The following is a 25103-nucleotide window of genomic DNA, read 5'->3' as shown; positions in this document are numbered from 1 at the left end:
TAATTCAGGGAGACCCCAGATGACGCATAAGCTCAGTTCGCTGGCCTGCGCCACAGGTATGATTGGCGCGGTATCCATGTTGACATTACCCCAAGCTTGGGCCGAACAGGCAACGGCAAATGATGTCGCTCGCCAGGCTAATAATCAGACGGTGACTCATACCGCTAGCGCCGCTAATACAATGGATAGCACTGTTGATAACGGTCAGGCGATGGAACGTATCGCGGTAACAGGTTCGCGGATCAGTCGCCAGAGTATGGAAACTGCATCGCCGGTAACCGTCATTGATGCCGATACCATTCGGGCTGAGGGATACCAATCTGTGGATGAGGTACTGCAGGCTCAGCCGGCAATGGCGGGGATGGCCGTAGGGGCCACCACGAATAATGGGGCAGATGGTATTGCCCAAGTTGATTTACGCGGTATGGGCGCGAACCGGACTTTAGTGCTGCTCAATGGACGTCGTATGGTCAATTCTGGCTCTGGAGCAGATAGTGCGGTGGATCTCAATACTATCCCAGTCGCTATGATTGCCCGGGTCGAAATTCTCAAAGATGGGGCATCAGCAGTCTATGGCTCAGATGCTATCGCTGGGGTAGTGAATATTATTACCAAGAAGGATTTTGATGGTTTCCAGTTTGATATTAATGGCGGCGCGACAGATAAAGGTGATGGCGAAAATGTGGAGCTCAGTGCCCTGTATGGCTTCAGCACTGAGCGAGGTAACTATACCCTAGGGTTGGCTTACAGTGATCGACAAGGGGTCATGCAGGCAGATCGCGATTGGGTGCCACCCGGGGCAAGCTCCTTTGTGCCCGGCGGTAGCCTAGATGGCAAAGTCAGGGATGGCGATGACTGGGTTGCTCGTAGTGAAGGCTATGACTACACCGAAGAAAGCTGGCTGCAGACGCCCAGCAGCAAATACAGCGTATTTGCCAACGCACTGCATGAATTTGATTCAGGTATCAGTTTTAATGGGGATCTGCTTTATACCAAGCGGCAGTCGGAGCAGATGATGGCTCCTCAGCCCGCGTCAGTCATGCTGGATGTGTGTGATGACGATACTACCAGTGACTGTATCACCCTGACAGAGCAGATGCTTATCGGTGGCATCACCCCGGATGAGCAAGGTCGAGTCGAGTACCGTCGCCGGATGACAGATGCGGGAAACCGGATTTATGAACAAGACACGGATACCTTGAGGGTGTCGGCCGGGTTAAGTGGTCAGTTGGATTTACCCAGTGTTATGGATTGGGAGCTGTCTTATACCTATGGCAACAACAGTGCCACGACTTGGGTGCATAACTCCATTAATGCCACCAAGATGGCACAATCCATCTATGACAGTGAATGTAGTGGTTCAGAGTGCAGTAATCCTTGGTTCAGCGGTGAGCCGTTAGATCCAAGTATTATCAATGATATTAGTTATCTGGAACAAACTGAGGGCGGCAATGAGCAACATATCGCTGCGGCACTACTTAGCGGCGAATTGTTTGAATTACCGGCCGGAATGGCAGCCTTTGCTGTCGGGGCGGAATACCGTCACGACAGTGGTTATTACACGCCTGACCCTGTGATTGTGGCGGGTGATGGGACTGCGGCGCAGCAGGATCCAACTGATGGCAGTTATGATGTGATTTCGGTGTTTCAGGAGATCAGTCTGCCATTTACCGATGCTTTGACCGGTGAGTTTGCCCTACGTTTTGATGACTATTCCACATTCGGTAAAGCAACGACTTGGAAGATTGGCCTGACATATGAAGCCAGTGATGAACTGATGCTGCGCACCGTAGCGGCAACCGGTTTTCGAGCGCCTAATGTCAGTGAGTTATATGGTGGTAACTCCGGCTCCTATGACTATTTAACGGATCCTTGGGGTAATGAGGAAGATGCACAGATTTTGGTGAATTACACCTCAGATGCGGATCTGAAGGCTGAGCAGTCCGAGTCTTACACTGCCGGACTGGTATATTCTCCACGCTATCTTGATGGCATGTCAGTCACAGTGGATTACTGGCGCTTTAAAATCAAAGATGCCATTGCCCGGTTGGATGTCCAGGCGGGGTTGAACGCTTGTCATGGCGGTGACACCAGTGCCTGCGAAACCTTTAATATCGGGCCGGACGGAAATTTAACTAATCTGACCAACCCGCTGACCAATGTTGGCTATCAGGATACCAGTGGCGTTGATATGAATCTGCTCTATGTGTTTGCCCTTGGCGGACTGGACTGGCAGGTGCGTAACGATTTGACCTATTTGTTGCAGTTTGAGCAAGATGGCGTGGATTATACCGGCACCATCGGTGGCATGTATGGTGGCTATGCCAAGCTGAAAAATAATTTTAGTCTGCAGGCCGGACAGGGTGATTGGCAACTGATTTATGCCAACCGTTATATTGGTGCCATGGATGATATTAATTATGGCGACAAGGTTGATGGTGTGCTGTACCACAATGTTTCAGCCCGGTATCAATTCAATGATGTTTACAGTGCCAGCCTTGGGGTGAAAAATCTGACCGATGAGGAGCCGCCTATGGTGGCAAGTGGCAATGAAGCTGGCACAGTACCAGAGGTGTATGACACGATTGGCCGGCAAATATATGCTGGTGTGAGCTTTAGGTTTTAAACCGCATTGATGTCAGATGCTGACATAATACAATGGATTTAATTCCCCTTATCCGTCTGCTCAGCTTCGGCTGGCAGGCGGATTTTTTCGTTTTATGCTGTGTCACGGAGATTGTGACTCAGATTATTTCAAGGGGTATGCCGAGGGGAACCGTTATTAAGTACGAGATATTCGCAAGGCATAATAAGCCTCTTCGCATCATTATTGTTGCTGGTGGTTTTCTGCTGGCGAGGTTTGTGTTCCTGTTGGTTGATGGTGGCTACGAAACAGTTGCCAGGCATCATAGTTTTGTCCCAGATAAAAGCATTGTCCGGCCTGCCCTTGCGGGGTATCAATTAGTTGGTATTGGCCGCCAATTTGCTCACAAAATACCGCTGCTGGATTTGGCATGCCGATAAGGTGAGGGTGTGAAGTTTGGCTCTGATGCTGCGGCATATTCGTCGCGCTGTGCGCTTGGGCATTGTGTGAACCCGTAGCGTCCGTGGCGCTGCATCCACCTAATAGCGCCAGACAAACCATTGAGCCGAACGCTATGTTTACTCTGGCAAAAGCGATGTTTGCGGCCATATTCATTCTCCGGTTTGAGTCTACTGCTGATGGTTTTCATCGGCATGGTGCCGGGCAGTATAGAGCGCACGGTGGTAGGCAGCAATGCATCGGATATAAATCCATGTTATGGCAAACAAAAAGCGCCCGTGGGCGCTTTTTAATTTAACCTGAGCTGAGTCAGTCCAGCTTATGGTCTATTTCCAAGCCGTTTAGAAGACGTAGTTAGCTCGGACATAGTAGAAGCCACCGTTAATCCCCATTGGCGAGGTTGCTGGGTACAAGGACCCGACGATGGTTTTCCATGGGTTGACGTCCGGGTTGTTATCTAGCAGGTTCTGGGCGCCAAGCGAAGTACTGAAACTGTCGTTCCAGTGATAAGTGGCTTCCATATCCAGCGTGACTTCGCTGCCAGCATAAATGGGCAGCTCACCACCGGTATCCAGGTGATCCTCATAGTATTTACCGTAGAAATTCACCCGAGCCAGAATGTCGACATCCTGGTAACGCCAGTCGGTAGTAAAGGTAAATCTATGGGCTGGCAGGTTATCTTCCAGCATTTCCACTTTGGCATCATTGATGTTGTAAGTGGGGTTGCCATTGGCATCTACACCCGTCGGGGTTCGAGCATCAACCGTGGTATCCGTCCAGTTATAGGCCAGGGCAAACTTGGTATCACCGCCGAACAGATCCATGCTGTAGTTCACCACCAAGTCAACACCCTGGGTTGTGGTATCAAAGTCATTGGTGAAATATTTTACGCTGGAGAAGCTGGTGGCATCATTAATTCCCTGGGCGAGCAGGGCATCAATATCCGCTTGGGTCAACGCCAGTGGTGAGGTTTGGCTTAAACGGTCTTTCAACTTGATATGGAAATAATCCACTGTCATGTACACACCGCTTTCAAACTCTGCCACTAACCCGGCACTGAGGTTAACCGATGTTTCTGGTTCCAGCGGTTGCGCCCCTTTCTGAACAGAAATGGGGTTGGTTGGCGGCAGTGTTGCCTGATCTTCCAAGCCATTTTCAGTAAAGGCGGTGGTCACGTTACGCACATTGCTCTGGCCGACCGTTGGCGCTCTAAAGCCGGTGCTGGCTGCACCACGCAGGCCCCAAGTATCGTTTAACTGCAGATGGGTGGATAGTTTCCAGTTCAGCGTGGTGCCAAAGTCACTGAAGTCCTCAAATCGGACGGCAGCTGTCATCAGCCAGTTTTCAGTGAGGTAAGATTCCACATCGATATAGGCTGCCCAATTGGAGCGTGACCATGAGCCAGCATCTTCCGGCTTAAAGCCTGGGAAACCGTTTGAGCCGATACCAAAGCCTTGGGAAGCTAATGGGCCGATAGCAAAAGAGTTGGCATCACCGGCTTCAATTTCAAAGGTTTCACGACGGTATTCAAGACCGGCTGCGAAATTGAGCGGGTCATTCCAGCCTGCAATATCAATGGGCTTGCTGACATCAAAGTTATAGGTCTGTTCTATCTGGGTATAGGAACCGGGACTGAACTCAAAGGGGGTATCCGGCCCCAATGATGGGTTGATGGTGTTGTAAATGGAGTAGTCGATATTGCTGTAACCTAAGCTGGCGCTGATATCGTAATTCCATTCGTTACCCCATTCACCTTCCGTGCCCAGTGCCATGGACATATCTGTCACTTCGCCACCAAAACGAGGCGTAAAGCCGCCCTGTAGTCTGGCGATTTCATTAAAGGCAAAACAGTTTGGATCGGCCAGTACCTGCTGGAAAGCTGGGTTATTCAGCACATTACCACCGGTAAAGACAATGGGGCAGGCGATACCATCATCCGGGGTTAAATCTGCAATGAGCAGGGTCTGAGCCAAAATGGCATCCCCATTAGCGTCAACCTGACCGGTATCTTTCATACCGCCATCAAAAATACCGCCCCGGGTGTGGGGATTACGGTAATAGAAACCACCGTCGATATCCCGTTTGGCATAGTTGAGCCACATATAGGCACGATCAGTATCATTCAAATCTAGCCCGAAATTACCGAGAAATTTAAAATCTGATTTGATTTCTGGCGTGCCCCAAATCTGTGCAGGTACCGGTACATAAATATTACCGGCGTCAATTAGCCCCTGAGCATCGCCGCGCTGGACACTGCGTGAAGTGTCGTCTGCGGTGCGGTATTCGGCAGAGAAGTTAGCAAAGCCATTTTCACTCAAAGGCAAGCCGATGTTACCGGCAAACTGCACAGTATCGCCGTCGCCTTCATAATATTGGCCATATCTGGCTTCCAGCATGCCGCCATCATCGGCATCTTTAAGCACAAAGTTAATCACACCTGCAATGGCATCAGAGCCATATTGCGCCGCTGCGCCGTCACGCAAAACTTCCACTTGTTTCAGGGCTGATACTGGAATATTGGAAATATCCGGCCCTTGCGCACCATCTGATAGCCCGCCACCGAGGAAGGTGATCACGGCACTACGGTGGCGACGTTTGCCGTTAACCAAGACCAGAGTATGGTCTGATGCCAGCCCCCGTAGGTTAGCTGGTCGCACTAATGTCGATGCATCATTAATGGGTTGGTCATTGACGTTAAAAGAAGGGGTGACGCTGGAAAGAAGGGATTTAAGATCAGTATTGCCCTGACGGACAAATTCATCCCCGCTGATAATATCCAGCGGTACAGGAGAATCGGTGACGGAGCGGGGGGCTGCCCGGGTACCTACGACAGCGATTTTCTCAATATTTTCATCCTTTGCTGCATTCGTTTCTTCAGCAAAAGCTGCGCCGGGCATTGCCATCGCCCCGGTGCCTGACGCTAACGCCAGCACCATTGCCTTGTACAGGCCGGTATATTTTATGTTCATGCTGTTCCCTGGTCTTTAGTTCGCAATTATTGGCATAACCTGCTGAGCAGATAGTGCGCACATACTAATACCTTAAATTAAACCTTCTGTTAATAAAAAAGTAACAATAGATGTTGTTTTGTATCTTTTCCGTCAGTCAAAGGTTTGTTTGTCAGTAATTTTTTGCCTAATTGAATTTCTGACCTTGGGTTTAGGGTTTTTAGTGGGGAGAGAGCCTTATTCTCAGTGAGGAACGAAAGCATAAAATCAACGAGAACCGGGAGGGTTATGCTGGCTAAAAATGGCAAGTATGATTTTTTATTAGCTGTATTTTAATGGAATTTTTTTGGACTATAGCGCTAATAGTCTATTGGTCGTTTTGTGGGATTTATGGCTAAATTTTATTGTGTATTGGCACAGGATTTTAACAATGCTTTTCACTGAGGTGGCATGCTGGCTTGACAGTATTAATCACTGTTCGTTATGCCGCATACAACTAAAACATGCCGATTGTGCTAAATGGTTATCGCACAATCGGCAAGGAGATTAACTCGCAATAGCGGCGGTTAAAATTGCCCGGCTGGCATCTGGGGTAATGGCATGATTTTCCCCCATGGCATTGAGGCCATGTTTTTTCAGTTGTGCCATGACGGCATCGATAGCATCTGTTTTAGTCTGTCCCTGGCGATCATCAGCGGTTAATACTGTTGCAACCCCAAGGCGATGATAGAAGGCTTCGATGGCATCAATGGTTCGCAGTGCCAAGTCATCCCCTTCGGCTAAATGGAACACATTGCGGCCCATTTGCTCCAGTTTGCCTTGCTTAAACATCAACTGATTGCGTAATAGCGATGGTTGGATGATGGCCAAGGAGCGGGCATGATCAACACCATATAATGCGGTTAGCTCATGGCCCATGGCATGGGTTGACCAGTCTTGTTCGACTCCGGCACCGATTAATCCATTTAAGGCTTGGTTGGCAGTCCACATCAAGTTGCTGCGCCATAAATCGTTATCACGCTCGGCAAATTGTGCGCCTAGTGCTAACAGGTTTTTCAGCAGAGCTTCGGCATAGCCATCCTGAACCATATAGCCGATAGGCTTGGTCAGATATTGCTCGCAGATATGTACCCAAGCATCGACAATACCATTAATCAGTTGCCGCTCTGGCAAGGTTTTCATGGTGTCTGGATCCATCACGGCAAAGACCGGTTGCACAAAAGGCGACAGGAAGCTCAGCTTGTCATGGGTTTCAGCTTTAGTGATCACGGCGCCAGAATTTGATTCTGAGCCAGTAGCAGGTAGGGTCAGCACTGCGCCTAAAGGAATGGCGGCATTGATTTTGTATTTACGGGTCAGAATATCCCAGCCATCACCGTTGTAGCAGGCGGCTGCGGCCACATATTTAGCGCCATCAATCACTGAGCCGCCACCAACCGCGAGAATAAAGTCGATGCCAGCAGTTTTAACCTGAGCCACAGCCTTATCCAGCGTTTCTTTGGTCGGATTAGGCTCGACGCCGGCAAATTCCTGCCATTGGTAACCATTTAAAGCTTGCTTGAGTTGGTCATATACACCATTGCGCTTGATAGAGCCGCCACCGTACATCACCAATACTTTACTATTGGGTTTAATCATTTGCCCTAGATGTGCTATTTGACCTTGACCAAATAGGATCTCAGTGGAATTGGCATAGTGAAATTGCATTGTTACATCCTCGCAATATTGTCTGCTGAATATTCTATGCCTGTTTGTCTATCAGGAAAAGAAGTGGTTATTGACTCAATCGATTGAGAGAATTTTTGTGATATATCAATGCTGATGTTTAAGCATTTGGCTTTATCTCTGATGTTAGGCTGTTTTGTGTTACATTTGCTTACAAATAGCTTTATTCGTTAGTTAATCCTTCTTGTAATTAACCTTTTGTGATCAGGGGTAAAAAGTGAAAAAACAGTTTGTGACCTGGGGAGCTTTATTGGCGCTGTTATCGACAGCAACACCAGCATTGGCACAATCAAATCAAGTTATCGGTGGGGGTTTTGCTATTGGCAGCCAGACATTTGATCAAGCAGGCAGCGAAAATACGGGGGGCGATAATTATTCGCTGGATAGCTATTACCGTTATATGACCGATGATAATTTTGGTATTGAAGCTGGTATTTTTGGTGGTCAAGGTGGCGTAGTGTCAGTATTTTCTAACTTACTGACATCTGAAGGTGATGCAAAGGATTTTGCCTATGCAGGTATCCGAACTGCAGCCTATGCCCAAGTTCATGCATCTGAGTCAAACTTGTTTTATGCCAAGCTAGGGTTGAGTGCCAACCGGTTGACTTATAATCGAATTATTAATAAGCAGGAAATTGATGAGCATCACAGCGGGGTAGACTTCTATGGTGCAGCTGGTTGGGAATATCAGTTTGATAATGGTTTGGGAGTTAATCTTGAATACCAGTATGTGCCGGTACAAAAGTTAACAGTGAAAAATGTATTCTTTGGCCTGAATTACCGTTTCTGATCGAGTCGGTGATAGGCGAGCACATGCCAATGTGTTTGCCACAGCTAACTGAATGATTCAATGGGGTAAGCGTGATCTGAACTGGATTATTAACGTATATTAATCTTGTGTTGGTGATTTTCAATGCCACAGCACGCTGCGATGGTATAGAATACCGCGCTTTATTGAACGACACAGAGGTTTCGAATGTCAGCTCTTCCAAATTGCCCACAATGTAACTCCGAATACACCTATTTTGACGGCACCATGCTGGTATGCCCGGAGTGTGCCCATGAGTGGACTGAAGGCGGTGCTACCGAGGCTGCTGAAGATGAGCGTGTAATCAAGGATTCTAACGGTAACATCCTGCAGGATGGCGATACTGTTACTGTGATTAAAGATCTGAAGATTAAAGGCTCTTCCTCTGTGGTTAAGGTGGGTACCAAGGTGAAGAACATCCGTCTGGTTGACGGTGATCACGATATCGATTGTAAGATTGACGGTATCGGTGCCATGTCCCTGAAATCAGAGTTTGTAAAAAAGGTTTAATAAACCTGCTTGCAAAATAGCTGATCAACAAAAGGCGAGCCTAGGGCTCGCCTTTTGTTTGTCTCTTGTCCGTAATTAATGTGACCCAGATCGACTCCATCCATTGTTTTAGTATGTGCTCTGACAAATATGATTGACTTTAGCCTAAGGTGATATTAATTTCTGCATCGTTATATAGATATGTATATAACGTTTTGCAGTAACCACAAGAAAGGAGTCGCCATTGAATAGACGTCAATTTTTGCAGGCCTGTTTTGCCCTGGGGGGGGTAACATGTTTGCCGTCGTTTGTTATGGCTGGCTCAAAGCGGGATCTGCTGGTCACCACTGGAACATCCAATGCTGCGTCTGCGGGGATAAGACGTATCATCAGCGCGGGTGGACCAGCAGATCTGCTATTGATGTCTCTTTGCCCAGATAAATTGCTGGGTTATGCCAATATTTCACCTCAAGCGCTGGTGGCGGCCGGATTTATGCCGCAACGTTATCAAAAGCCTAAATTGGGCCGCTTGTCGGGTAAAAATACCCAATTGTCTTTGGAGGCGTTGCTGCAGTTGCAGCCAGATCTGGTTGTTGATTGTGGCACGGTGAATACGACTTATCGTTCTTTGGCTGAGCGTTTGACCGCCCAGACAGGGATTGCCTGTGTATTAGTTGATGGTCAACTCAGTGATACCCCAACGCAGTACCGGCAGCTGGGGGCGTTGATAGGTGAACATCCTCGGGCTGAGTTTTTGGCATCGAAAGCGGAACAGATATTATCTCAGGCCACGCAATTTTCCCGTCAGCAATATGGGCGGCGGTTTTATTTCGCTCGGGGTGCAAATGGATTAGAAACGGGCACGGCGGGGTCTATTCACACTCAGGCGGTGGAGTTATTAGGGCTGGAGAATGTCGTCAGTGCTGAGGGATTTCATGGGTTAGGCAAGGTGTCACTAGAGCAGATTATTGCTTGGCAACCTGACTGTATTATTGCTCAAGATCCTCAATTTATTCGTGATATGCAGCACCATCCGCTTTGGCAGAGTCTACCTGCGGTGAAGCAGGGGCAGTTTTTTGCTTTTCCTCAACGACCATTTGGCTGGCTGGATTTTCCTCCTGGTATTAACCGTTTGTTGGGGTTGCAGTTATTACAATCTTATTTGATCAATGGTGCTGCTATTCAGCCTGCCACAGTGTCATTAATCCAGACATTTATGCAGGACTTTTTCCAGACAGACTTGTCACTACAGCAGACTGCACAGTTATTGGATGCCTGAAATGGAACAAATAAAGGCACCGCTACTGATGTCTGTGGCTGTTAGTTGCATCTTATTGGCATTGTGTTGCGGCCATTTCCCCATTACGCCACAGGATTTAGGTCAGTTATTGGTGAGATGTATTACCGGTCAGCACAATGACACGCTGGCTGTTGTCGATCAGGTTTTCTGGCATTTGCGTCTGCCCCGTATCCTTGCGGCCATTGTGATAGGGGCCGGATTAAGCGCCGCTGGCGCAGCTTACCAGGGAATGTTTCGTAATCCATTGGTTTCACCAGATATTCTTGGGGTATCCGCCGGCGCAGGTTTAGGCGCGGTATTGGGTATCTTTCTGGGGCAATCTATGTTGGTGATTCAGTTGTTGGCCTTTGTCACCGGACTAATGATGGTGACCTTGGTTTGTGGTGTTGCCAAACTGAGCCGGCGGGGCGATCCAGTATTGTCTTTGGTCTTGGTTGGGTTAGCACTATCTGCACTGTGTGGTGCGGGTATTTCCCTGTTTAAGTTGCTGGCAGATCCTTACAGTCAATTACCGTCTATCACCTTTTGGCTGATGGGAGGATTGTCTGGGATCAGCCTGCATGATGTGGTTATCACTTTGCCTGCTCTGCTGATCGGCTTGTTACCCCTGATGCTAATGCGCTGGCGTATGAATCTATTAAGTTTACCTGATGATGAGGCTAAAACCTTGGGGCTGGATGTCGCCCGTACCCGCTTGTTGTTTATTGCCTGTGCGACATTATTGACCGCCGCGGCCGTCTCGCTGGCCGGCATTATCGGCTGGCTAGGATTGGTGGTGCCGCATATTGCCAGATTGTTGGTAGGGCCAGACTTTCGTCGTTTGCTGCCTTGCACCATGTTAACCGGAGCCAGTTTATTATTGCTGACGGATACGTTGGCCCGCAGTATGACCACCATAGAGATCCCCCTTGGCATATTAACTTCCTGTCTGGGCGCACCATTTTTTGTCTTATTGCTGATCCGGGGAGAGCGAAACTGATGCTGCAGCTGACAGATCTGAGTATCGGGTATGGGCAGCATTGTTTGTGCCGGGAGATGGATATCAGCTTGGCACCCGGGCAAATCCTTTGTTTGCTAGGCCGTAATGGTGCAGGCAAAACCACATTGTTAAAAACCCTGTTGGGGCTGCAGCAGCCCCTGTGCGGGCAAATACGTATTGCCGGCCAACCACTTGAAACGCTGACGCCACTGAGTTTGGCCGCTTTAGTGGGGTATGTACCCCAGTCAGTAGAGTGCCGCTTTGGTTTTTCTGTATTGGATATGGTGCTAATGGGCTGTCAGCCACGGCTTGGCTTATTTGGTACGCCGGGTCGTCGGGAGCAGAAGCGAGCCCGCCAAATTCTTGGGTGGCTGGGGTTGGAAGCGTTGGCGGCTCAGCCAGTAAACCGGATAAGTGGTGGTGAGCGGCAATTAGTACTGATCGCCAGAGCCTTGTTACAGGCACCCCAGTTACTGGTGATGGATGAACCCGCTGCCAGTTTAGATTTCGGCAATCAAATTAGGTTGTTGGAGCAAGTTAAGCGGCTAAAACAATGGGGGATTGCTGTGGTTATGTCGACCCATCATCCCCGGCATGCTGAGCTGACAGCGGATACTGTCGTGACATTGGAGCGCGATGGTACTGCTCGTCAGGGCAGTGGGGCTCAGTTGCTGCAGCCAGCCCATCTGGCCGGCCTCTACGGGGTCAGTGAAGATTGTATTATTCAACATATGTCCGGCAATGGAGCCGGAGCGCAAGGATATAGAGATGATTATTGAAGATGTTGACTTTGCCGCCATGTATCAGGCCCATCTGAAAAAGGCTAACCGCAGCCATAAAACGTCGGATCACTGGGATAAACGGGCAGAAGAAATGGCAGTCAGCTGTGCAAATCCCAATGATCCTTATATCCGTGATTTTTTAGCCATGATGGACTTAACCGGCGCTGACACCCTATTGGATATGGGATGTGGCCCCGGGTCGATTTGTCTTGCTGCCGCAGATCGTTTTGAGCAGGTATACGGGGTGGATTACAGTGCGCAGATGTTGACGGTCTGCCGTCGGCGGGCGGTGCAGTTAGGGCTGGGTAATGTCAATCTGCTGCAGCGAGCCTGGGAAGATGATTGGCAGGATATACCTGTGTGTGATATCGCGGTTGCTTCCCGCTCCACCCTTGTGGGGGATTTACACGCCGCCATGTATAAGCTGAATCAACACGCTCGGTTACGGGTGTATACCACCCATACAGTATCCCCGACATTTATCGATCCTCGCATTATTCGCGCCATAGGTCGGGAAGTGGTGACCCTGCCGAATTATTTATATGCCGTTACTGTGTTGGAGCAGATGGGGATCCACCCCAAGGTCGATTACATCACCAGTTTAAACTGCCAAGGACGAGATAACAGTTATGAGGATTTTGAGCACAGTGTCAGTTGGTCTCTAGGCGGGTTATCTGAAGCAGAAACAATGGCTTTACGTCAGTTTTATGACAGCCATAAACAGCCTGGTAAACCGTTACTGGCAGGGGATCGCAGTTGGGCAATGGTGTATTGGGATAAAGTCGATTTGGATTGATGGCTAAGTAAAGCTATCTAAACGCAGAATGCGGCAGCGTTGGTTGCCGCATTTTTATTAAAAACCATTATATAAAAAAGTATATAACGACTGGAGATGATGATGAAACTGGCACAGCTTGGCTGTTTATTACCCTTGTTATTGACGAGTCAGTCAGGAGTGGCTGCTCCTGAGTCTCAGTTAGGGGCTGAATCTGACCCGCAAGCACCATTGGAAATGCTGGTGGTTTGGGGAACTGAAGTTGCCTCGACTCAAACCAGTATTGGCCAGCAAGCTATTCATGATTTTGATTTACACAATGTGGCTGAGGCGCTTAATACCATCCCTGGGGTTGCGCTGAACAATGCCGGGCGCCGTAATGAACAGCAGGTTCGCGTGCGTGGGTTTAACAGTCGACAAGTGCCACTTTTCTTTGATGGTATCCCTATTTATATCCCTTATGACGGCAATTTGGACTTAGGTCGATTCTTGGCCTCCGATCTTTCCTCTATCGAGGTCTCTAAAGGGTATGCCTCATTACTGCAGGGCCCCAATATGATGGGCGGGGCCATTAATCTATCAACCAGTAAGCCAAAGCCGGGGTTATCTGCCCATATCAATGCCCGTAATAGTTGGACTGGGGGAAAGAGTAATGCTTATAGCCTGGAAGGGGCTATCGGAGGCCGAAATGAACTGGGTTATGTGCAGATAAGTGGAAACCGGCTGAGTCAGGATTTTCAGGGGCTGCCCCATGGCGTTGATAATGATAAAGCCGGTCATGATGGCAAGCGTGCCTATTCTGCTACGCACGATAACCGAGGGGTGATAAAACTGGGCCTGACACCTAATCAATCGGATGAATATGTGCTGACTTATGTCAGCCAGCATGGCAGTAAAGATGTGCCACCTTATGCGGGTAATAATCCTCATGTGAAGGGCGGTCACTGGCATTGGCCAGAATATAATAAAGACAGTTTTTACTATCACGGAAATACCAAGCTGGCAGAGCGGTTGACACTGAAAAGCCGCTTATACCATGATAATTTCGTTAACACCCTATTGATGGAAATGGGGGGAAAAGCGAAATTGGCATCAGGCGGTGGGAAGCTGCCTCATCAATCTGCCCAAAAAGCGGGTGGTAACAAGCCGGGGCAATCACAGCAGCAAAGTGGGCATAAGCCCGGTAGTCAGGGGGCTAAACCTGGCATGATGTATAGCCACTATGATGATTACAGCAATGGTGCTGGTGTGCAGTTGAGTGTCGGATTACGCCAAGCAGATGAGTTAGCCTTTGCGTTGCACTGGAAAGATGATGTACACCGTGCACAAAAAGAGCTATCAGGGCCTTATGATAAGTATCGGGACCGCACTTTGTCCTATGCTGCCGAATATCAATGGCGCATTATAGAGAGTTTGGATCTCGTTAGCAGTATTAGTTTCGATCAGCGCCATAGTTTACAGGCATATAAGCATGATAAAACAGGGCAGTTACAGCATTACCCTGATAATGATCAACATGCGTTTAATGGACAGATAATGGCCCGTTATAGCTTGAAAGATGGGGATGAATTACAGCTATCCTATGCCGACCGTAGCCGTTTCCCGACGTTGAAGGAACGCTATTCAACCCATAAACCCAAAGATCATAAGCAGGTGTTGCCAAATCCTCACTTATTGCCTGAGCGGGCCCGTAATGTGGATTTAACTTATCGGGCACCGATTGCTGAACAGTGGCAATTGGAAGCCAGTGCTTACTACAACCGTATTGCTGACGCCATTTTGTCACATACCGTCAATGCCACTACGATTCAGAACCGAAATAGCGGTGCAGTGGATTATTTTGGCACGGATTTCGGGCTGTATGGCGAGCTGACTGATGGAATTTCATTAGGGATAAGTTATAGCTATATCAACAGTGATGTGCAGCAAGGGGATTTATATGTCACCAATCTGCCACATCACCAGGGTTTTGCTTGGTTAAAATTGCAACCACTAACGGATTTAACTTTGACTGTGACTCAAGAAGCCCGTAGCCAAGCATACAGTAATACTGATGGCTCACAGATTGCGGCCGGATTTGCTGTCACGGGTATGCGGGTAGATTACCAAGTATTAGATGGGTTACAGCTCAATGCATCGGTGAATAATCTGTTTGATCGACAGTATGCTTATTCAGAAGGTTATATTGAGCAGGGGCGTAATTTCTGGTTAGGGGTAGAGTATCGTTTCGGCCATTAAGCTGAACAATGGCGATCACCGATTATGTGATCGCCTTTTGCTGAGTCAGCAATCAGATTGCCTGATGCCAGTTAGATGCTCTGTTTGTTAACGCAGTAACTGCTCTAATTGGTAGCGAACCTGTTCCAATCCGGTTGCGGTATGGGGAATGGTTAGCGTTCTATAGCCATCTCGGCTAAAGGTCCTATCTAATTCAATCAGCACATGGGTTTGGTTCGCTTCTGGCACAAATGATAGTTCTACTTCTTTTACACCAAATAAGCTGAGACTGTTTGGACGATATTCCAGTTCTTGATAAATCCCTGAGTTGGAGCGAAATCCCGGGGCACTGAGAAAACCTTGCTCCACATCTGCTTTCATCATTTGATATCCTGCTCGCTCCATCACGCCTAAGCAATGTTTTACCGCCTCATTGGGATAGATATAGAGTAAGTCCTTGTCTGAGGCATCAAGCGCCAGATCAATACTTAATCCGGTTGCCAACCACACTACAGATTGATTATGTCGCACCGGTAATTCGGTGATAGGGGTTTCTGGATGCAGTTGAGCCGTAAAAGGCAACCGGATTTCTTCCCCTGGTTGAATGGTTTTTCTGTCCGACAGGTGCCACTGTTGGATGACTTGGTTTTTAAAATAACTACCATTATCGCTTTCGACCTTAGCCTTGGTCATTAACGCCAGTTCCAGTCCTGACAGCTCTTGTGGTGCATCGCCGCCTTTAATCACGATTTCAGCATGGAAACGCTGCCCTGGCAGTAGGTGCTCAGTTTGCAAAATCGTATCAACTTTAGCCGCCCCGATGCCAACAGAAGCGAGAATCTTCTTGAACATGGTGTTCTCCTTAAATGTAATGCCGTAGCACCTGGTTCAATGAACCGGAATACTTGGAATAACTAAACCATAAAAAAAAAGCAAAGTCAGTAAATTAACGCGCTGATTTTGGTGGCCATTCAGCTTGTTTTGCGATGGACATTCTAGGAGAAGCAGTAAGTGAAACTTATGGTTAACATGGGGCTTGATACGCTTGAAAGTTAAATCCGTGAGATTACACATTTAGTTAACCTTGGCGTTGTTTTTCGGCCATTATTGTTTATTTATATTTCTTATTGTTATTTATATTCATTGTTTAAGTTTGTTTTTATTATGTATTAAGGATAAAAAAGAAACGATCGATTTAAACTGTTAGTAAATCAGCTGGTGATATTTTATTTTTCGGTAAATCAACCGCTTTTTTAATTTAGATTATATTTACCGAGATTGTTATGGCTAATTTTAAAGTGCATTTAAATGTCGCTGCGGTTGCATCTGTCGCTGGGGCTACAGGATTATTTGTTGTCGGGAACATTGATATCAGAACAACGGTTTGGTTGGCTTTTTTAGGCACTATCGGCGGTTTAGCACCAGATATTGATTCAGGGCATTCTACATCCAGTAAAGTGGTGTTTTTGGTATTGGCATTTTTCTGTGCCGCAACCTGTGGGTATTTGCTCAGTAAATCGTCATTACCCATTATGGTGATAGTGAATATGTTGGCGATGTTTTTGGTTGTACAATTTGTCATTAAAAATATATTTGATAAATTTTCGGTGCACCGGGGATGCTGCCACTCTATTGCCTTTGCAGTATTAATTGGTATCGCAATGGCTAATGCTGTTAGCTTGTTAGGATTGAGCGATGATATCGCTTGGCTATCAGGATTATTCTTATTTGGTGGTTGTATCGTCCATTTAGTATTAGACGAGATGTATAGTATCGATGTGAAGGGAAAGAGATTTAAATCATCTTTAGGTACTGCGATGAAATTAATTTCATTCAGAAACCCAGTGATCAGTACTGCCCAAATTGCCATTATTATTGCACTGTTTTATATCGCGCCTCATTTTACTTTAACTCATCATCATTTGTTCTTTTAAGCGTGATAAATGGTTGTTGAAATAAGCTCGTTGGTACAGTGAAGTTAGTTTGATTGTTAAGACTTAAATGCAGCACATTCAACTAAGATGAAAATCATCTAGCGCTCAGCATGATGAGCGCTTTTGCCGTTATGGCTATTGATATAAAAACGCCTGCATAGTGCAGGCGTTTTTGTTGTTACAGGTTGCTATCAGAGTTTGAACTGACCAATCTGCTTATTGATCCCTGTGACTTCATGGGCGATTAATTGACTTTGTTGATTGCTTTCATCGGCCTGTTTTGCCACATCATCAGCCATATCTTTAATATTTTGAGTATTCCGACTGATATCTTCACTAACTGCCCGTTGCTCTTCGGCCGCGCTGGCAATTTGGCTTGCCATATCAGTGATTTGCTCAATAGAATTAGTGATTTGCTGCAGTCGTTCATTGGCTTGTTTTGCCAAATTCACACTGCTGGTTGCCTGATGATTACTGCTTTGCATGGCATTGACTGCCAGCTCGGCATTACTCTGTAATGTGCCAATAATTTTGGCTACTTCTTCGGTTGCTGTATGAGTGCGTTGACTCAGTACCCGAACTTCATCGGCCACGACAGCGAACCCTCGTCCATGGGCTCCAGCTCTGGCAGCCTCAATAGCAGCATTCAATGCCAGTAAATTGGTTTGGTCTGCAATGCTTTGGATATTGGTCAGGATCTTATGGATACCCTGTACATTTGCTTCCAGTTCCCCAATGATACCACTGGCACTTTGTAATTGGCCTGCGACATCATCGATGGCCATCATATTTTCATTGATGATGGACTGACCCTGTTTACAAGCATCAGAAGATTCTTGTGCTGCACTGGCCGCCATTTCAGCATGACTGGAAACTTCACCAGCAGAGACAGACATTTCATGAATGGCAGTAGCGACTTGATCTACTTGTTGCCGTTGCTGGTTAATTGCTCCGGCAGTATCTTCCGCTAACTGACCAGCTTTAAGGACTATGCCATCGAGTTTTCCGGAGCGATCAACTAATTCACTAATCAGTTGCTGCAGTTGGGCAATAAAGCGGTTCACACTAGTACAAACCTGACCGATTTCATCATTGCGTTTGACAGTTAGACGGCGAGTCAGATCGGCATCCCCTTGACTCAGTTCATCAATCGCTGTGTTTAATTCCTGCAGTGGTTTGAGCATGCGACTAATCAGTAATCCACTGAGCAGAGAAACAACAATAAACAGTGCTAGAGTGATACCGGCATTTAACCAGACTTGATGGACAACATGGCTCATGGCACTTTGTACATCCATAATCACGGCTAACTTCCAGCTGGTGCCCTTCACTGGGTAGACGAAAATCCATTTAGTTTTATGATCTTGGGCAAATTTAAATTGAAATGGATCATCAATTTGTGCCAGATGATTAATTACCTGCGGAGTAAACTCTGGATCTAAAGCGGTGAGAGGTTTACCGGTGAAAGATTTATCTTTGTAAGCAACGATATTATTTTTACCGTCAACTAAAAAGGCAAAACCATCATTATCCAGTTTTAGATTTAAAACCTGTTTGACAATATCATCGACAGTAACATCCAGTGCTAAGACCCCAGAGCGTTTTCCGGAAAATGCTTTAGCTAAACTGATAATCACACTACCACTGACATCATGGTAAGGCGGAGTGATAATCGTTTTATTACTGCGTTCAGCATCTTTGTACCACGGGCGGACACGAGGGTCATAGTCTTTACCCCAGGTTTCCGTTTTATCCCCGGCGACCAAAGTACCATCATCGTAACCTGTATATACGGAAAGAAAATGGCCTGCCCGTTTAGTTAGCAGCATTTGTGGGCTGCCATCTTGACCACTGGCAACAATATCTTTATTAGCTAGCAGCATTTGTTCGCGGATAGTAAACCAATCAGAGATAAAGCCGCTGGTAGCATCGCCTGTTTGATTCATCTCGGTTATAACACTTTTCAGTGTCAATTGACTAAGGCTGCTTCCTGATAGCCAAGCCTGTAAGCTGCATACTAAGGCAACAATGACGGCAGTTAACAGGATCATGCGATTTTTGATTGATAAGGACATTAGTTAAGCATCAATTAGGTGATGCGGCGTTTTACCATGAAATGAATTGGCGATAAAAAGCGCAAGAATGGTTGCGGCTGAAGTGGTGTAAAACTGAAATCTATTTTTGTGACACATCTTGTGTTTTGCGGATATTTTTTGGGCGTAAATGCGAGCTATTACAATGTCATACCTAAATATAGATAAGCATTGAAACTGTGCTTAGTCTATTTTTTAATCGTTTATCTTGACCGTCTTGACTCTCCAATTCAGCTATCCTTGTTAAGGGTATCAGTAATATGGGGAAAGCATATGTATGGCATGGTGAATAAATTTATCGGCCGCACTATTAGCCAAGAATATGGTGAGCCAGCTTGGCAACAGATTTGTCAGCAGGCGGGATATCCGGATTTGCCCATTGATGCGGTAACCAATTACCCCGATGCAATCACTTTTGATTTAGTCGCAGCTGCTTGCTGTGTATTGCAGGCACCCCAAAATGAGCTGTTACAATTGCTGGGGCAGCGTTGGGTTAGCTTTACCGCACAAGAAGATTATACGGAGTTATTTGCTGTCACCGGCTCTGATTTTTATAGCTTTATGTGTCAGCTCAATAAAATGCATGCCAGTTTACAACTGCAGATGCCAGGCTTAAAGCCACCATTCTTTCATGTGGAAAAGCTAACAGAGCAATGCATTCTCATTGAGTATTACTCCGAGCGTCATGGGTTAGCGGCTTTCACTCAGGGATTGTTACAAGGGCTGTGTGAGTACTTCAGCTATCCCGCCCAAGTGCGTCTGTTGGAGTCGGGGGAAAACTCTGACTATGAAGCGGCGTTTATGGTAGAGGAGCTGGCTTGATGACGATAACTCAGGGGGATGCTGAGATCATGCTTAACCATCCCTGTTTTCAACAGATTGTCCGGTTTTATCTGGTATTGGATGCCAAACTGCAGATTACTACTCTCAGTCCGGCTATGTTGAAACTATTACCGTCCGCCTCCCTGGGGCGGTCACTTGCAGAGGTACTGCATCTTAGGCGTAATATTATGCCGCTGAGACCGGAAACAGTAGAAGGCTTGGTGGGATTAGCCACGGTATTTGAGTCAGTGACTCGCCCAGAAGTGACGCTAATGGGGGCGATTTATCAGTTAGATGATGCCGCGCAGCCTTGGCTTTTAGTTGCTTATCCTCGCGTAGAGTCATTAGCAGCGTTGGCTGATCTTGGTCTTGAGCTGCAGGATTTTGCTGCCTCTGACAGTATGGCAACTTTGTTGATGGCACTGAGTGTTAAAGCTTCCGCTCTGGCAGAGCTGCAGAGTGTGAAGCAGCGTCTGCAGCATAGCGAAATAACCAAGCCGGCAGAAATTGAAATAGAACAACGCAGCGATACTAAAACAGTTATAAATTTAAATGCAGAGCTAAACGCTTGTTCTCAGGATGCGCCAAGTGATTACCCTCTGCAGCATATCGCCTTGTCATTATATGAACCATTACGTCAGATAACGCAGATCAGTGCGCAGTTACAGGCTGGACGTGAGACGGGATTATTACCGGCCAGATTTGCATCCCAGGTATCAGCATTGGAGCAGGCTTGCTCTCAGTTAAAACCTTGGCTTAAATCTGACAGTAATACATAAACCCGGAGATTAATATCTAACTTGTAGAACAAATCATTAGCACTGAACCTTTATAGCTTTGTTGAGTTAATGGTTCACCGCACAGCGTCTTGTTCAATGCTTTTATAGTAAACCTCGCTATTTTAGTTTTTAAATCATCAGCTTATATGCTGAATCCCTCTTCTGATCCTCAGTGTTATGGGCTCGATAGCTTTTACCATATTGACTGGATAACGACTGTGATATCTCAAACTTGGTGGTGGCTAAGGGGCTAAAACCTGTCTTTGGTCAATATTTAGTCGCAACCTTGTTCTTATACTCACCAAGACTGCTGGATTAATTGTGACTCAAGGAGAGCTGTTATGGCTGAGTATCGAACCGGGCAGATCCGTAATGTTGCGGTGTTAGGACACACCGGAGCCGGAAAATCCACCTTGCTGGAAGCCCTGCTTTACCAGGCTCACGCAATACCATTAAGGGGTAGCGTTAGTCAGGGCACTAACCATGCAGATTTCACCGCTCAAGAAAAAGCCCATCAACATTCCCTCGAACCTTCTTTCCTCAATATTGATTATCTACACCATCATCTCAACATTATCGATACGCCTGGATTACCGGATTTCTTTGGCCGTGCGCTGCAGGTGCTTAGTGCTGTGGAATCAGTCTTATTAGTGATTAATGCCGCGAGCGGTATAGAGGGGATTACCCAGCGAGCGTTTACCGCAGCCCGGGCCCAAGGAAAGGCTGTGATGATAGTGATTAATCACATTGATGGTCATGAGTCGCAGTTAGCAGCATTATTAGATACAGTGCAGCATACATTTGGCCCCCGTTGTTTGCCGGTTAACTTGCCCGGCGTTAACGGTGGAGTAGTAGCTTGTTATCCGGCAGTAGACTGTGACAACGCGACTTTGTTTTCTACTCCGGCAGCGGCTTATGAAGCGTTATTAGAAACCGTGGTGGAAGAGGATGAGCAACTGCTTGAGCGCTATTTAGAGCAGGGTGAAAGTTTAACTGCCGCGCAGTTGCATCCAGCACTGGAGCAAGCGCTAAGAATGGGGCATTTGGTACCGGTATGCTTCACCAGTGCTGAGCAACCAAGTGGTATTCAAGCACTGTTGGATTTAATCATACAATTGCTACCTAACCCCTTGGAGGCAAATCCCCCCCAGTTTGTCAGTTGTCATAATGGCAATTCGCAACTGGTGGATCTGTCCCTGAAATCTGATGCTCCTTTGGTCGCGCAGGTTTTTCGTCTCAGTATTGATCCTTTTCTTGGCAAAAGGGCAATTGTGCGGATTTATCAAGGTACATTGTTGCCCGGGGCAAAACTCTTAAGTGGTGATGCCAGAAAGCCCGTCAAAATCCCTCAGCTTTATACTTTGCAGGGAGAGCAACAGTTGCCTATGTCACAAGGTGTGCCAGGCGATATTGTTGCTTTGTCAAAAATGGAAGAATTGGACCTTGGGGATGTGCTGCATGACAGTCATGAGTTTGATGATTTGGCACTTGTACCCCAGCGCCTGCCACAGGCTATCTTTGGTCTGGCCGTTTCATCACAGCGCCAAGGGGATGAGCAAAAAATAACGGCAGTATTGCAAAAGTTGATTAGTGAAGATCCCAGTTTGCAACTCAGTCGAAATGAGACCGCAGGGCAAACTGTGTTGCAAGGACTGGGGGATCAACATCTGCAGATCGCGCTGGAAAAGGCATTTCAGGTCTACCGGGTTAAAATGCATACTGAGCCGCCCGCAGTTGCCTATCGGGAAACCATTTCGAGTTCGGCGCAAGCTCGTTATCGGCATAAAAAACAGTCTGGCGGCGCGGGGCAGTTTGGTGAAGTATTACTTAGTGTGACGCCATTGCCGCGTGGCGCCGGGTTTGTCTTTGTTAATCAGGTCGTCGGTGGAGCTATTCCCGGGGTGTTTATTCCTGCCGTGGAGAAAGGAGTAAGAGAGGCCCTTAACGCGGGGGAATTGGCCGGTTACCCATTGACTGATCTACAAGTGACGTTACTTGATGGTAAACATCATAGTGTGGATTCTAAGGAAATCGCCTTTGTTTGTGCCGGAAAAAAAGCACTGATGGCAGCCGTGGCAGCAGCGGAGCCTGTTTTATTGGAGCCTTGGGGGAAAATTCAACTACAGGCTGGGGCGCATTCTATCGGTGATATTACCGCTGAGCTTGCTAGTCGGCGAGCATTGATTATGGGGACTCAGACCCTGGAACAGGGGGAAATATTGATTGAGGCTGAAGTGCCCATGGCAATGTTAGGTGATTTTGCCCAGCGTCTTAAAGCCTTGACCGGAGCACAGGGGCATTACACCTTGATGTTTTCCCGTTATGACGTAGCGCTATCAGGTCAGGATATTGCCCGGTGATATATGGAATAAGTTTTATATAGATAAGAAATATAGCTCTAGGAGAGGTGAAGGCTACGAAAAATGTTTCTGTTAGAGGATGTTAGCGATATCTTGGGCATCAAGAGTCAGGTTGGCGATCTTTCCCAAAGCGTACCATAATTAAAACGTCGGGGGCGCGCTGCATTGCGGCCGTTCCCGGGCTAAATCGTATATCAATGCTTCTCGGTATTTTTTGACCCGACGACGTCGGCGCACCGCTCCATAAGGGGCATATTACCGGGCAGCCCGTTGGTTAAAGAACCCTAAGCTGAGCATCAGATGTTGCGAGCGCAGAAAATCAGTCATTACTGATAGTGGGGCGACAACCGGCAGGGGTATATTGCACTATTAACCAGCATGGAGGTTGGCTCTTTGACACCAGATCATAGCAGGATAATAAAACAGCGCCCGATGGCGCTGTTTCTGTTTTTGCTATAAGTCAGAAGTTACTGTCGGGCCAAACGCTGGCTTTGGGGAGGCTGCTCAAAGTCACTGCGGTAAGGGTTGATATCCAGTCCACCTCGGCGGGTATATCTGGCATAAACCGTCAGCTTAGTACACTGGCAGAAGCGTTTCAGATCCATAAAAATCCGCTCCACACATTGTTCGTGGAATTCATTATGTTGGCGGAATGAAATCAGATACCGCAGCAGCTTTTCCCGATCAATTTTAGGCCCCTGATAGCGGATCATCACACTGCCCCAGTCCGGCTGTGAGGTGATAAGACAGTTAGATTTCAGCAAGTTGGAGGTGAGGGTTTCAGCCACAACCTGTTTACTGTCAATACTGTTATCTAGATGATGGGGATTAAAACTGTAGTCGGTAACTTCAATATCCAGCTCATCAATACACTGCCCTGGCAACTCTACTACACGTTGGTGACCGAACTGTTTCGGTTCAATAATGCTCACCCGAATGTCCCCTTGGGCACATTGGCTAAGATCTGTGGTGAGAATGTGCTGTAGTTGTTCTATTGAATCGAATTTTGTCTGATTCAGGCTGTTGAGGTAGAGCTTGAATGATTTGGATTCAATCAGGTTCTTGCTGTCATGGCTGAGGAAAAACTCGGCAATGGCAACCATAGGTTTGCCTTTGGCATTAAGCCAGGACAGTTCATAACCTGTCCAGATATCCACACCGTGAAATGGCAAATCGCCACTCAGGGCGATGGCATCCCGGTTCAGGGAGCGCGGTACGCCCTGCAGCAGGGTAGCATCATACTCAGCTTTATAGCCGGTGGATTTACCCAGTGTCAGGCCGCTTAACTCACTGGCATGGCTATAGGGATTATCGTGCTGCTGTGTCATCTAAAATCATTCCGTGTCAAAATCAGGCTCGAATTATACCCTGAAAATGAGAGTCCAATAAGTGCCTTGTTTAGCTGAGCTGGAAAGCTTTTTACACGCCTATCCTGCGGCCTATCAGAGCCGTTTATCTGAGTATCCAAGATATTTTACCCAGGGAGAAGACTCTCCTTGTGTGATGAGCGGTGATGCGACGCAAGCCAGTGATGCCGTGTTTTGGCAACCGGTTAAACGGAATGAACCGGGTAATTTTGATAATGTTGCTAATGCGCTGAATATTACTTTGCATCCAGATATTAATGATTTTTATGGTCATTTCTGGACAGCCCCCTGTTTGTTTCATGCTCCTAGTGGCGACGGGGAATTGACCGGGGTGTGGAATGCTGAAGATTTTGCTTACCTGCAACAAAATATGATTGGCCATTTGATGATGAAGCAGAAACTACGTCAGCCCCTGACTTGGTTTGTCGGCCTGCTGGATGATGGCGAGAAAATGCTGACGGTCAATAATGACGATGGCAGCGTTTGGAGTGAAGTGCCAGGCGAGGTGCAGCAAGAGAAGTTGGCTGATAGTTTAGCCCAGTATCTGGCGCAGTTGTCCCCCAAAGTTGCGCCGCCAGTCAAGCATGAAGAACTTCCTATGCCAGCGCTAGAGCACCCAGGCATTTGGTCGCGGCTGAAAGTGATGTGGCATAACCTGATAGGTAAATCCGACCGCTGAACC

Annotated in this window: 19 protein-coding genes; 13 read left to right on the top strand and 6 right to left on the bottom strand. The window is 47.2% G+C overall.

Features of this window, described 5'->3' with window-relative positions:
- The first annotated feature begins 76 nt into the window (after positions 1 to 76).
- Complete coding sequence (locus NFHSH190041_RS14645; protein WP_410010880.1) at positions 77 to 2626, top strand: TonB-dependent receptor; 2550 nt, start codon at positions 77 to 79, stop codon at positions 2624 to 2626.
- A gap of 201 nt (positions 2627 to 2827) precedes the next feature.
- Here NFHSH190041_RS14645 and NFHSH190041_RS14640 read toward each other — a convergent pair whose 3' ends face one another.
- From NFHSH190041_RS14640 to NFHSH190041_RS14630, 3 genes are all read right to left on the bottom strand, one after another.
- Positions 2828 to 3193: a DUF333 domain-containing protein gene (locus tag NFHSH190041_RS14640; RefSeq protein ID WP_261922503.1), complete on the bottom strand. Its 366-nt coding sequence runs from the start codon at positions 3191 to 3193 to the stop codon at positions 2828 to 2830.
- A 191-nt stretch (positions 3194 to 3384) separates the two neighbouring features.
- Positions 3385 to 6012 (bottom strand): TonB-dependent receptor plug domain-containing protein, encoded by a 2628-nt coding sequence (locus NFHSH190041_RS14635; protein WP_261922502.1) that lies wholly within the window; start codon positions 6010 to 6012, stop codon positions 3385 to 3387.
- Positions 6013 to 6537: 525 nt separating this feature from the next.
- The gene (locus tag NFHSH190041_RS14630) at positions 6538 to 7698 is read right to left on the bottom strand and encodes an iron-containing alcohol dehydrogenase (protein WP_261922501.1); all 1161 of its coding nucleotides are present in this window, start codon (positions 7696 to 7698) and stop codon (positions 6538 to 6540) included.
- A gap of 235 nt (positions 7699 to 7933) precedes the next feature.
- On the opposite strand from NFHSH190041_RS14630, the gene NFHSH190041_RS14625 reads away from it, so the two are divergent.
- The 7 genes from NFHSH190041_RS14625 to NFHSH190041_RS14595 all read left to right on the top strand — a co-directional run bounded on the left by NFHSH190041_RS14625 (position 7934) and on the right by NFHSH190041_RS14595 (position 15087).
- On the top strand, positions 7934 to 8506 hold the full coding sequence (locus NFHSH190041_RS14625) for a porin family protein (RefSeq protein ID WP_261922500.1): 573 nt from the start codon (positions 7934 to 7936) through the stop codon (positions 8504 to 8506).
- A 186-nt stretch (positions 8507 to 8692) separates the two neighbouring features.
- Positions 8693 to 9034, top strand: a complete 342-nt coding sequence (locus NFHSH190041_RS14620; protein WP_261922499.1) for a zinc ribbon domain-containing protein YjdM — start codon at positions 8693 to 8695, stop codon at positions 9032 to 9034.
- Positions 9035 to 9257: 223 nt separating this feature from the next.
- A complete protein-coding gene (locus NFHSH190041_RS14615; RefSeq protein ID WP_261922498.1) occupies positions 9258 to 10292 on the top strand; it encodes an ABC transporter substrate-binding protein in 1035 nt (344 codons plus the stop codon).
- Position 10293: 1 nt separating this feature from the next.
- A complete protein-coding gene (locus NFHSH190041_RS14610; protein ID WP_261922497.1) occupies positions 10294 to 11292 on the top strand; it encodes a FecCD family ABC transporter permease in 999 nt (332 codons plus the stop codon).
- Positions 11292 to 12071, top strand: a complete 780-nt coding sequence (locus NFHSH190041_RS14605; protein ID WP_261922496.1) for an ABC transporter ATP-binding protein — start codon at positions 11292 to 11294, stop codon at positions 12069 to 12071. The genes NFHSH190041_RS14610 and NFHSH190041_RS14605 overlap by 1 nt, the downstream gene beginning before the upstream one ends.
- Complete coding sequence (locus NFHSH190041_RS14600; RefSeq protein WP_261922495.1) at positions 12061 to 12870, top strand: class I SAM-dependent methyltransferase; 810 nt, start codon at positions 12061 to 12063, stop codon at positions 12868 to 12870. Before NFHSH190041_RS14605 ends, NFHSH190041_RS14600 begins: the two co-directional genes overlap by 11 nt.
- Positions 12871 to 12966: 96 nt before the next feature.
- On the top strand, positions 12967 to 15087 hold the full coding sequence (locus NFHSH190041_RS14595; protein WP_261922494.1) for a TonB-dependent receptor plug domain-containing protein: 2121 nt from the start codon (positions 12967 to 12969) through the stop codon (positions 15085 to 15087).
- 87 nt (positions 15088 to 15174) lie between these two features.
- On the opposite strand, the gene NFHSH190041_RS14590 is transcribed toward NFHSH190041_RS14595, so the two are convergent.
- Positions 15175 to 15918, bottom strand: coding sequence for a sporulation protein (locus NFHSH190041_RS14590; protein WP_261922493.1), 744 nt, complete (start codon positions 15916 to 15918; stop codon positions 15175 to 15177).
- 431 nt (positions 15919 to 16349) lie between these two features.
- On the opposite strand from NFHSH190041_RS14590, the gene NFHSH190041_RS14585 reads away from it, so the two are divergent.
- Positions 16350 to 17000: a metal-dependent hydrolase gene (locus NFHSH190041_RS14585; protein ID WP_261922492.1), complete on the top strand. Its 651-nt coding sequence runs from the start codon at positions 16350 to 16352 to the stop codon at positions 16998 to 17000.
- A gap of 191 nt (positions 17001 to 17191) precedes the next feature.
- On the opposite strand, the gene NFHSH190041_RS14580 is transcribed toward NFHSH190041_RS14585, so the two are convergent.
- Complete coding sequence (locus NFHSH190041_RS14580) at positions 17192 to 19051, bottom strand: methyl-accepting chemotaxis protein (protein ID WP_261922491.1); 1860 nt, start codon at positions 19049 to 19051, stop codon at positions 17192 to 17194.
- A gap of 324 nt (positions 19052 to 19375) precedes the next feature.
- Here NFHSH190041_RS14580 and NFHSH190041_RS14575 point away from each other — a divergent pair, with 324 nt between their 5' ends.
- The 3 genes from NFHSH190041_RS14575 (at position 19376) to fusA (ending at position 23054) form a co-directional block, all read left to right on the top strand.
- Positions 19376 to 19915, top strand: a complete 540-nt coding sequence (locus NFHSH190041_RS14575) for a heme NO-binding domain-containing protein (RefSeq protein ID WP_261922490.1) — start codon at positions 19376 to 19378, stop codon at positions 19913 to 19915.
- Positions 19915 to 20694: a hypothetical protein gene (locus NFHSH190041_RS14570; RefSeq protein WP_261922489.1), complete on the top strand. Its 780-nt coding sequence runs from the start codon at positions 19915 to 19917 to the stop codon at positions 20692 to 20694. Before NFHSH190041_RS14575 ends, NFHSH190041_RS14570 begins: the two co-directional genes overlap by 1 nt.
- 341 nt (positions 20695 to 21035) lie before the next feature.
- Positions 21036 to 23054 carry an elongation factor G gene (gene fusA / locus NFHSH190041_RS14565; RefSeq protein ID WP_261922488.1) on the top strand — a complete coding sequence of 673 codons (2019 nt, stop codon included), beginning with the start codon at positions 21036 to 21038 and terminating at the stop codon, positions 23052 to 23054.
- A 467-nt stretch (positions 23055 to 23521) separates the two neighbouring features.
- Here the strand turns inward: fusA and queF are convergent, their stop codons facing one another.
- Complete coding sequence (gene queF, locus NFHSH190041_RS14560) at positions 23522 to 24382, bottom strand: NADPH-dependent 7-cyano-7-deazaguanine reductase QueF (protein WP_261922487.1); 861 nt, start codon at positions 24380 to 24382, stop codon at positions 23522 to 23524.
- 61 nt (positions 24383 to 24443) lie between these two features.
- Here queF and syd point away from each other — a divergent pair, with 61 nt between their 5' ends.
- Positions 24444 to 25100 carry a SecY-interacting protein gene (gene syd / locus NFHSH190041_RS14555; protein WP_261922486.1) on the top strand — a complete coding sequence of 219 codons (657 nt, stop codon included), beginning with the start codon at positions 24444 to 24446 and terminating at the stop codon, positions 25098 to 25100.
- Positions 25101 to 25103 lie beyond the last annotated feature (3 nt).

It is taken from the genome of Shewanella sp. NFH-SH190041, assembly GCF_024363255.1.
Classification (GTDB): Bacteria; Pseudomonadota; Gammaproteobacteria; order Enterobacterales; family Shewanellaceae; genus Shewanella.
This window is presented reverse-complemented; position numbering and strand designations above follow the sequence as displayed.

Coding starts and splice junctions, on each gene's coding strand:
- NFHSH190041_RS14605 (WP_261922496.1), top strand. CDS start 11,292: ATGCTGCAGCTGACAGATCTGAGTATCGGGTATGGGCAGCATTGTTTG.
- NFHSH190041_RS14620 (WP_261922499.1), top strand. CDS start 8,693: ATGTCAGCTCTTCCAAATTGCCCACAATGTAACTCCGAATACACCTAT.
- NFHSH190041_RS14645 (WP_410010880.1), top strand. CDS start 77: ATGTTGACATTACCCCAAGCTTGGGCCGAACAGGCAACGGCAAATGAT.
- NFHSH190041_RS14570 (WP_261922489.1), top strand. CDS start 19,915: ATGACGATAACTCAGGGGGATGCTGAGATCATGCTTAACCATCCCTGT.
- NFHSH190041_RS14595 (WP_261922494.1), top strand. CDS start 12,967: ATGATGATGAAACTGGCACAGCTTGGCTGTTTATTACCCTTGTTATTG.
- NFHSH190041_RS14580 (WP_261922491.1), bottom strand. CDS start 19,051: ATGATCCTGTTAACTGCCGTCATTGTTGCCTTAGTATGCAGCTTACAG.
- NFHSH190041_RS14590 (WP_261922493.1), bottom strand. CDS start 15,918: ATGTTCAAGAAGATTCTCGCTTCTGTTGGCATCGGGGCGGCTAAAGTT.
- NFHSH190041_RS14635 (WP_261922502.1), bottom strand. CDS start 6,012: ATGAACATAAAATATACCGGCCTGTACAAGGCAATGGTGCTGGCGTTA.
- NFHSH190041_RS14600 (WP_261922495.1), top strand. CDS start 12,061: ATGATTATTGAAGATGTTGACTTTGCCGCCATGTATCAGGCCCATCTG.
- NFHSH190041_RS14630 (WP_261922501.1), bottom strand. CDS start 7,698: ATGCAATTTCACTATGCCAATTCCACTGAGATCCTATTTGGTCAAGGT.
- NFHSH190041_RS14575 (WP_261922490.1), top strand. CDS start 19,376: ATGGTGAATAAATTTATCGGCCGCACTATTAGCCAAGAATATGGTGAG.
- fusA (WP_261922488.1), top strand. CDS start 21,036: ATGGCTGAGTATCGAACCGGGCAGATCCGTAATGTTGCGGTGTTAGGA.
- NFHSH190041_RS14610 (WP_261922497.1), top strand. CDS start 10,294: ATGGAACAAATAAAGGCACCGCTACTGATGTCTGTGGCTGTTAGTTGC.
- queF (WP_261922487.1), bottom strand. CDS start 24,382: ATGACACAGCAGCACGATAATCCCTATAGCCATGCCAGTGAGTTAAGC.
- NFHSH190041_RS14640 (WP_261922503.1), bottom strand. CDS start 3,193: ATGGCCGCAAACATCGCTTTTGCCAGAGTAAACATAGCGTTCGGCTCA.
- NFHSH190041_RS14585 (WP_261922492.1), top strand. CDS start 16,350: ATGGCTAATTTTAAAGTGCATTTAAATGTCGCTGCGGTTGCATCTGTC.